This is a genomic window from Akkermansia sp. N21169 (assembly GCF_029854675.1).
Classification (GTDB): Bacteria; Verrucomicrobiota; Verrucomicrobiia; order Verrucomicrobiales; family Akkermansiaceae; genus Akkermansia.
This window is the reverse complement of sequence record NZ_JARWNC010000014.1, coordinates 1-962: the sequence shown is the minus strand read 5'-3', so window position 1 is coordinate 962 and position 962 is coordinate 1. Positions and strand designations below refer to the sequence as shown.

The following is a 962-nucleotide window of genomic DNA, read 5'->3' as shown; positions in this document are numbered from 1 at the left end:
GGCGTCATCGTCTTCGGTTCCGATGCCGGGGCGTCAGCCGCCGGACATGACGTCTCCCTGGGTTCCCTGACACTGGGCCTGACGCTCGACCTGCAGAAGTCGATCTCACGGAACAATCTGGAGGGCACGACCGTCCTGCTGCAGCTCACCAACGGCCGGCTCGTCGCCGATGCTCCGCAGACGCATAGCGCCACCTTCAACGGATACAGCGATCTTTCCGAAGGATCCCTGGCATGGCTCAAGTCCATCCGTTTCAATCCGTTGCTCCAGTACCTCGGCTACGCCGTGAAGACGGTCGATATCAGCCAGGCCCAGTTCGATTCGTACCTGTCCGACGGCCAGGTGGCGATCACGGCGGGCGGAGACGTTTATTTCGCGTCGGACGACAAGGGTCAGCTTAACGCGGGCACGCATTACAACTATCTCGACGCGTACAAGGCGGTGGTGATCGACGAGGATCTGGACATCAGCCTGTCCGGGGCTCCCGCGGCGGGCAGCGGCCATCCCGCCGGGTTGAAGGTGGAAAACCTGCTCGGGGGTCTTGGCGAAGATGGAACGGTCTATACCATCACCGTCGCCAACGCTGATCCCGGATCCGGGGCGGCGAAGATCAACTTCGTCAACGGTCTGAACTCGGAAGGCGAGAAGCTTGATACGGTCTATGACGGCAACATCGCCGGCGGCAGTGCGGACTTCATTAAGACGGGCGCGGCGGGATTAACGATCAATGGATCGTTTTCGACGAGCGGTACGGTGACTACGTCCGAAGGCACGCTGACGCTCAACGGGACGAGTTCCTTCGGAACCCTTGATACGGGCAGGGAGGGAGCCATGACCGTGATCGGTGGAACCGGCAAGACCGAAAGTCTGAAGGGCAGCGGCGCTTTATCCCTTTCGGGAGAGGCCTCCAGGCTGACGCTGACGGGAGCCGGCAATACGGTGCTCGACACGCAGGTGACGGG

Annotated in this window: 2 protein-coding genes; one reads left to right on the top strand and one right to left on the bottom strand. The window is 61.7% G+C overall.

The window, feature by feature from the left end:
• Window positions 1-105: 105 nt before the first annotated feature.
• The gene (locus QET40_RS00265) at window positions 106-414 is read right to left on the bottom strand and encodes a hypothetical protein (protein WP_280125163.1); all 309 of its coding nucleotides are present in this window, start codon (window positions 412-414) and stop codon (window positions 106-108) included.
• 30 nt (window positions 415-444) lie between these two features.
• Between QET40_RS00265 and QET40_RS00260 the strand changes: the two genes are divergently transcribed.
• Window positions 445-962: hypothetical protein (locus QET40_RS00260; RefSeq protein ID WP_280125162.1), on the top strand; the 518-nt coding region annotated here is incomplete at its 3' end.

Coding starts and splice junctions, on each gene's coding strand:
- QET40_RS00265 (WP_280125163.1), bottom strand. CDS start 414: ATGCGTGCCCGCGTTAAGCTGACCCTTGTCGTCCGACGCGAAATAAAC.